This is a genomic window from Yoonia sp., from assembly GCF_036007805.1.
Taxonomy (GTDB): domain Bacteria; phylum Pseudomonadota; class Alphaproteobacteria; order Rhodobacterales; family Rhodobacteraceae; genus Yoonia.
The window spans coordinates 1-6856 of record NZ_DASYOK010000227.1 but is presented as its reverse complement, the minus strand read 5'-3'; the positions used below and the strand labels follow the sequence as shown (position 1 = coordinate 6856).

At 58.5% G+C, this 6856-nt stretch carries 8 protein-coding genes; 4 read left to right on the top strand and 4 right to left on the bottom strand.

Annotation, left to right across the window (positions count from 1 at the left end; genetic code table 11):
- A partial coding sequence (locus VGP75_RS12530; protein ID WP_327543991.1) for an ATP-binding cassette domain-containing protein occupies window positions 1-501 on the bottom strand: 501 nt, incomplete at its 3' end.
- On the bottom strand, window positions 494-1498 hold the full coding sequence (locus VGP75_RS12525) for an ABC transporter ATP-binding protein (protein WP_327543990.1): 1005 nt from the start codon (window positions 1496-1498) through the stop codon (window positions 494-496). The genes VGP75_RS12525 and VGP75_RS12530, both read right to left, overlap by 8 nt.
- A 214-nt stretch (window positions 1499-1712) precedes the next feature.
- Here VGP75_RS12525 and argE point away from each other — a divergent pair, with 214 nt between their 5' ends.
- Genes argE through VGP75_RS12510 form a run of 3 tightly spaced genes read left to right on the top strand, consistent with a single transcriptional unit; the run spans window position 1713 to window position 4666 of the window.
- Window positions 1713-2873: an acetylornithine deacetylase gene (gene argE, locus VGP75_RS12520; protein ID WP_327543989.1), complete on the top strand. Its 1161-nt coding sequence runs from the start codon at window positions 1713-1715 to the stop codon at window positions 2871-2873.
- A gap of 36 nt (window positions 2874-2909) precedes the next feature.
- Window positions 2910-4073 carry a M20 aminoacylase family protein gene (locus VGP75_RS12515; protein WP_327543988.1) on the top strand — a complete coding sequence of 388 codons (1164 nt, stop codon included), beginning with the start codon at window positions 2910-2912 and terminating at the stop codon, window positions 4071-4073.
- A complete protein-coding gene (locus tag VGP75_RS12510) occupies window positions 4034-4666 on the top strand; it encodes an SAM-dependent methyltransferase (protein WP_327543987.1) in 633 nt (210 codons plus the stop codon). The genes VGP75_RS12515 and VGP75_RS12510 overlap by 40 nt, the downstream gene beginning before the upstream one ends.
- A gap of 22 nt (window positions 4667-4688) precedes the next feature.
- Here the strand turns inward: VGP75_RS12510 and moaA are convergent, their stop codons facing one another.
- Entirely contained in the window at window positions 4689-5693 is a 1005-nt protein-coding gene (moaA, locus tag VGP75_RS12505) for a GTP 3',8-cyclase MoaA (RefSeq protein WP_327543986.1), read from the bottom strand.
- A gap of 86 nt (window positions 5694-5779) precedes the next feature.
- Between moaA and VGP75_RS12500 the strand changes: the two genes are divergently transcribed.
- Window positions 5780-6253, top strand: coding sequence for a D-galactarate dehydratase (locus VGP75_RS12500; RefSeq protein ID WP_327543985.1), 474 nt, complete (start codon window positions 5780-5782; stop codon window positions 6251-6253).
- 80 nt (window positions 6254-6333) lie between these two features.
- Here VGP75_RS12500 and VGP75_RS12495 read toward each other — a convergent pair.
- Window positions 6334-6856, bottom strand: a 523-nt coding sequence (locus VGP75_RS12495; RefSeq protein WP_327543984.1) for a DNA alkylation repair protein, incomplete at its 5' end; no start/stop codon positions are given.

Below are 6856 nucleotides of genomic sequence, written 5' to 3'. Positions count from 1 at the left end.
CCGCTGACGCTGACCACCCGAGAACGCATGCGGATAGCGTTTGGCGAATTTGCGGTTCAGCCCCACCGCATCCATCAATTCACCCACTTTTTCGCGCTTTTCGGCGTCTGACAGCTTGGTATGCTCGTCCAGCGGTTCCTTGATGATATCCTCGACAGTCATGCGCGGGTTCAGCGAGGCTTGCGGGTCTTGAAACACCATCTGCATGATGGGGCGCATGTCGCGCAGGGCAGGTTGCGGCGTGGCACCGATTTCACGCCCGTCAATCGTGATCGACCCGGACGTGATGTCGTAAAGGCGCAGAACAGCGCGGCCGCATGTCGACTTGCCGCAACCGGATTCGCCGACAAGGCCAAGGGTCTCGCCTTCAAACACATCAAAGCTGACACCATCGACCGCCTTCACTGCACCCACACGGCGGCGTAAGAGGCCGGCGTGGATCGGGAAATGCATCTTGAGGTCCTTGACCGAAACCAGCGGCTTTTTGGGATCATCAAGCATCGCGCGGCCCTCCGGTGCGGGCGTCAAAGAAACAGGCGGCGTCGTGGCCTTCGCCCAGATCATAACGCGGCGGATTCTCCACCGCACAACGGTCAAAGGCCACATCACAGCGGTCACGGAACGGGCATGCGGTGGGCGCGCCTGTCATGATCGGTGGCTGGCCTTCGATAATCGTCAAACGAGCGGACCGTGCCCCATGAATCTTCGGGATCGTTTTCAGCAGGGCGCGTGTGTAAGGGTGCTGCGGGTTGCTGAAAAGCTCTTTCACCGGTGCATGTTCCACCACTTGCCCGCCATACATGACCATCACACGGTCCGCGATCCCCGCGATTACGCCCAGATCATGGGTGATCCAGATCACCGCCATGCCCAGCTTGTCACGCAATTCCTTCATCAGTTCCAGAATTTGCGCCTGTATCGTCACATCGAGTGCCGTCGTCGGCTCATCCGCGATCAGAACCTGCGGATCACAGGCCAAAGCGATAGCGATCATCACACGCTGGCGCATCCCGCCGGAAAACTGGTGGGGATAGTCATTCAGGCGGCGCTTGGCGTCAGGGATACCCACCAGTTCCAACAGCTCTCGGGCACGCTCTGCGGCCTGGCGTTTGTTCATACCCATGTGTTTGCGCAGCGGTTCCATGATCTGGAAGCCGACCTGATAAACGGGATTGAGCGAGGTCATCGGATCTTGAAACACAAAACCGATCTTGCCCCCGCGCACCGCGCGCAATTGCTCGGGTGTCACGCGCAGCAGGTCTTTGCCATCGAACATGACGGTTCCGCCGCGCACATCAGCCGGTGGCGAGGGCAGCAGGCTCAGCAAAGACATCATCGTCACGGATTTGCCCGAACCACTCTCGCCGACAACGCCCAGCAATTCGCCGGGTCTTAGCGAAAAGCTCACGTCATTAACGGCGTGAACCTCGCCTCCGCGTGTTTTGAAAACAGTTTTGAGGTCCCGGACATCCAGAACAGGCAGCGCCCCATCGCGCATATGGAACCTCCCAGGTGGTTCGGTACATTATTATTTGCACCAGATTCTCATGTGACTGGTTGCGCTAACCACAGACGGTATCATCAAAATACGGTACCGCAAGTGATAACCTAATTGCGGACCAAGATTGGACGCGTCAAAGTAGCGTTGCCATCAATTTGGGCGTCTCAAACGAAAGGATGCGACGATTGCGGCTGATCTTGAAAGGACCGACATGACACTGACCGCCCGAGACCTAATGGACCGCCTTGTCGGTTTCCCGACAGTCAGCCGCGAGAGCAACCTTGATCTCATTGATTTTGTTGATGAATATCTGGCAGGCTTTGGCGTGAAATCAACCCGCGTACCGAACGAGGACGGCACCAAAGCCGCACTTTATGCCCATGTGGGCCCGCAGATTGATGGCGGCGTGGTGCTTTCCGGTCATACGGATGTCGTGCCCGTTGACGGGCAATCCTGGGACACCGACCCATTCACAGTGACCGAACGGCAGGGCAGGCTTTACGGGCGGGGCACCTGCGATATGAAAGGGTTTGATGCGCTGGCGCTCTGGGCTGTTCCACTTGCGCTTGAACGCGGGATCAAGCGCCCGCTGCAAATCGCGCTGAGCTATGACGAAGAGGTCGGATGCACCGGTGCGCCACCGATGATTGACCATATGGTCAGCATGGGCCTGCCACGCGCCGATACCGTTCTGGTGGGTGAGCCCTCGATGATGAAGGTCGTGACAGGGCATAAAGGCGGCATTGGCTACAAGATGCATTTCCGCGGCTTCGAGGTGCATTCCTCGCTGGCCCCCACTGGCGTCAGCGCGATCATGATGGCTGCCAAGCTGATCAACTGGGCCAATGAGGTGAACGCCGAAAATGCGGTCAAAACCCCCAGCGATCTGGCGGCGGAATTCGTGCCGCCCTACACAACACTGCATGTCGGCATGATCAGTGGCGGAACGGCGCATAACATCACCGCCAAGGATTGCTACTTTGGTTTCGATTTCCGTATCGTGCCCGGTGAAGATATCGCCGAATGGCAGGCACGCTTTCAGGCCAAACTAGCCGAAATCGAGGCCGAAATGAAAGCGATCCGCCCCGAAGCGGGGATCACTGCGGATCAATATTTCCATGTGCCGGGCCTTGTGCCCGAGCATGAGGGCAAAGCCGAAGCACTTGTCCGCAAACTGACCGGCGAGAACGCCCGCAATGTCGTCAGTTATGGCACAGAGGCCGGGCAGTTTCAGGAACGCGGCTATTCGGCCGTGATCTGCGGGCCCGGCGATATCGCGCAGGCCCATCAGCCCAACGAATACATCACCGTTGACCAGTTCCAGCAGGGTGAGGCATTCATGCGCCGCCTTGTGGATATGCTGGCCGAGTGAGACACCTAATGCCACACCCCAACCGGAGACCGAATTATGCCTGTAAAGAATCGCTTTGCCGAACTGCTGCCTGAAATCACCGCATGGCGGCGTGATTTGCATGAACATCCCGAAATCCTGTTCGAGACGCACCGGACCTCGGCGTTTGTGGCTGAGAAACTTGGGGAGTTCGGCTGTGACGAGATCGTCACGGGGATCGGGCGCACCGGCGTTGTGGGCGTCATCAAGGGCAAGACTGACACATCCGGCAAAGTGATCGGGCTGCGTGCCGATATGGATGCGCTGCCGATGCAAGAACAGACTGATTTGCCTTATAAATCCAAGGTAGATGGCGCCATGCACGCCTGTGGGCATGACGGGCATACCGCGATGCTCTTGGGGGCTGCGAAATATCTGTCCGAAACGCGGAATTTTGATGGCACTGTTGTTTTGATCTTCCAGCCCGCTGAAGAAGGCGGCGGCGGTGGCAAGGAAATGTGCGACGACGGCATGATGGATCGCTGGGGGATCCAGGAAGTATACGGAATGCACAATTGGCCCGGTATCCCGGTGGGCGAATTTGCAATCCGGCCGGGCCCTTTCTTTGCATCGGCGGATCACTTTGAAATAGAGATCGAAGGGAAAGGTGGACATGCCGCCAAGCCGCATCTTGCGATTGATACGACCGTGGTTGCCAGCCACGTCGTGATCGCCTTGCAAACGATATCTTCGCGGATCGTGAGCCCTGTTGAGCAGGTTGTCGTCTCTGTCACCAGCTTTGAAACATCTTCCAAGGCATACAATGTGATTCCACAGATCGTGCAGCTACGCGGGACCGTGCGTGCATTGTCGGATGACACGCGCGATCTGGCCGAGAAATCCCTGTTCTCGATTGCCGAGGGCACCGCGGCGGCCTTTGGTGCGACGGCAAGGGTCACCTTCAAACGCGGCTATCCTGTGATGGTGAATAGCGAAACACAGACGGAATTTGCTGCCGAGGTGGCGCGCTCCGTGGCCGGAAAATGCGGTTTTGCCGATTACACAATGGGCGGTGAGGACTTTGCCTTCATGCTTCAGGAACGGCCCGGTGCGTATATTTTTGTCGGGAACGGCGATGGGCATGACGTGCACCATCCAAAGTATGTGTTCAGCGATGATACGATTCCCGCAGGGTGCTCTTGGTGGGCGGAAATCGTCGAACAACGGATGCCAGCGGCCTGATGTGGGAAGAGCGCTATAGCGGCAGCGACGGCTATCTTTTCGGCACCGCGCCGGCGGCGGTTCTGGCTGAAAACCCGTGGGTGGTCCTCGAAGGTACATCTGCACTTTGCGTGGCGGACGGGGAAGGGCGCAACAGTGTGCATCTTGCCCGCCATGGCATGCAGGTAACCGGCTTTGATCCGTCGCCTACGGCGATTGCGCGGGCAGGGAAACTTGCGGCGGACGCGGGTGTGGTGGTCGATGCCCATGTGTCGGATTGGGACGCATGGGACTGGTCACGGCAATACGACATGGTCGTTGCGATCTTTATTCAATTCGCAGATCCCGCGTTTCGGGCGCGCCAGTTCCGCAATATGCAATCTGCGCTGCGCAGTGGCGGGCGGATATTGCTTCATGGCTACAGGCCCGAGCAGATCGGACGGGGCACAGGTGGCCCGCCATTTATCGAAAACATGTATACTGAGGCGCTTTTGCGCGAGGCTTTTGCAGGTTGGATGATTGAGCGTTGTGCAGTTTATGAGCGCGACCAAAGATCCGGCAGTGCCCATGTGGGTCAGGCGGCACTGATAGATTTTATTGCGCGCAAACCGTAAGGTGGATCAAGACCCACCTTACCTATCCGCCGGTATGCGACATATGCCGGCTGACCTGCCCGTCGACTTGTTGGCGTGAATAGTCGAAATCATGGCCCTTGGGCTTGAGCGCGATCGCGGCACGGATCGCATTTTCCAGATCGACATCGGCCTCTGACGCGCGAAGGGGCGCGCGCAGATCGGAATGCCCTTCCTGACCCAGACAGGTGTAAATCTGACCGGTGCAGGTAATCCGCACGCGGTTACAGCTTTCGCAGAAATTGTGGCTGAGGGGTGTGATAAACCCGATCTTCTGACCGGTGTTTTCAACCCGTACATAGCGCGCGGGGCCGCCTGTCTTTTCGGGCAAATCTGTCAGTTCCGACCGTGCGGCGAGGCGCGCGCGCAGGTCTTTGAGCGACCAATACTGGCCAAAGCGGTCTTCATTGCCCAGATCGCCCATTGGCATGACCTCGATGAAGGTCAGGTCCATATCACGTGACGCGCACCAGTCGGTCAGCTGCTCCAGTTCGTCCTCGTTAAAGCCTTTCAGCGCGACCGTGTTGATCTTGACCCGCAGCCCCGCCTTTTGCGCGGCATCAATCCCTTTCAGAACCTGGGGCAGGCGGCCCCAGCGGGTGATGTCGGCAAATTTAGCCTCATCCAGCGTATCAAGCGACACATTCACCCGCCGCACGCCAGCGGCGTAGAGCTCATCGGCAAAACGCGCAAGCTGGCTGCCATTGGTTGTCAGGGTCAGCTCATGCAGGGCACCGCTGTCCAGATGCCGTGACATGCTGCGAAAGAAGGTCATGATTTCGCGGCGCACCAACGGCTCGCCCCCCGTGATGCGCAATTTGCGCACACCCAAGCGGACAAACGCCGTGCAAAGGCGATCAAGCTCTTCCAGCGTCAAAAGTTCTTTTTTGGGCAGGAAGGTCATGTTCTCGGACATGCAATAGACGCAGCGGAAATCGCAGCGGTCGGTGACCGAGACGCGCAAGTATTCAATGGCGCGGGCAAAAGGATCAATGAGTGGCTGTGTCATGTCAGAGAACCTACGCGCGGGCGATCCCTTGCGCAAGCGACAAGGCCGCGGTTGTCTACGCGATGTCTACAGCATAGCTTGCCTGTATGAGACTGATCCTTGCCATAACCATGATCGCCCTTGCCGGCTGTTCGACGCCTTCTTTTCAGGGGCCGTTCGGGCCTGCACCCGATGCTGCCATCGCCGCACCCGTGCCGACACTGAACCCCGCCCCCCCGCCACCCCCGCCTCAAAATGCTGTGACAATCGCGCAATTCGACACCACCAGCGCAGAGGACCGTGCCGCCGCCATCACGACCACACCTGCAGATGCAAAGGCGCTGGGCAGTACAATCGCAACGTTGGGATCACCCGCAGAGGCGGGTATCTGGTTGAAAACCCCATTGGTGACGGCGTTGACGCCGGGCCGCGTGACGTATCAGGGCAAGACAATCAATATCGAGTTGCGCCCTTCGGGCGGGGCTGCAGGTTCAGGAAGCCAGATCAGCCTTGCGGCCATGCGCCTGATTGAAGCGCCGCTGACGTCCTTGCCTGAATTGACCGTATTTGCGGCCCCCTGAACCGGCGGGATGTGCAGCAAGAGGCAGGATGCCTCCGGCGGAAGTTTGATGGGACATGGAAAGTCAGGGGTCAGGAATGCCTATTGTGGCAGTTTGCGACTGGCCTCTTTCACCGCAAAGGGTTTCATATCCGCCTGATGCGCATCCAGAAAGGTGCGTACGCGTGCAGGGTCATGTTTGGACAATTCGCGCAACCACCAAGCAATCGCTTTCTGGATGAACCAGTCGTGGTCTGTGACATAGCCTGCAGCCCAACCCAACACACGCTCGCGGATCGCGAGATCCGCAGGTTTGGGGTGGTTCTGTTTGGTCCACGGCAAGGTCATTACGAGGGCCGCGCGGCGCGTCCACAAATGCGGCGATGTTGTCCATGTCGCGACCTCATCCAGACGGGACGGGTTTGCGACCAGCCGTTTTTGTCCAGCAATGCAGGCGTGATCCGCGACAGCCCAAGCGTCAAATTCAGGCACCCATGATGCAATCAAGGACCAGGCGTCCGTGTCATCCGGTCTGATCCGCGCTTGTGTCAGCAGTTTCGCCGCCGCAATGCGCCCTTCATGGGTGTTGCCTTTCCACAGGCCCTTGGCCAGCGCGAGGCGTTCT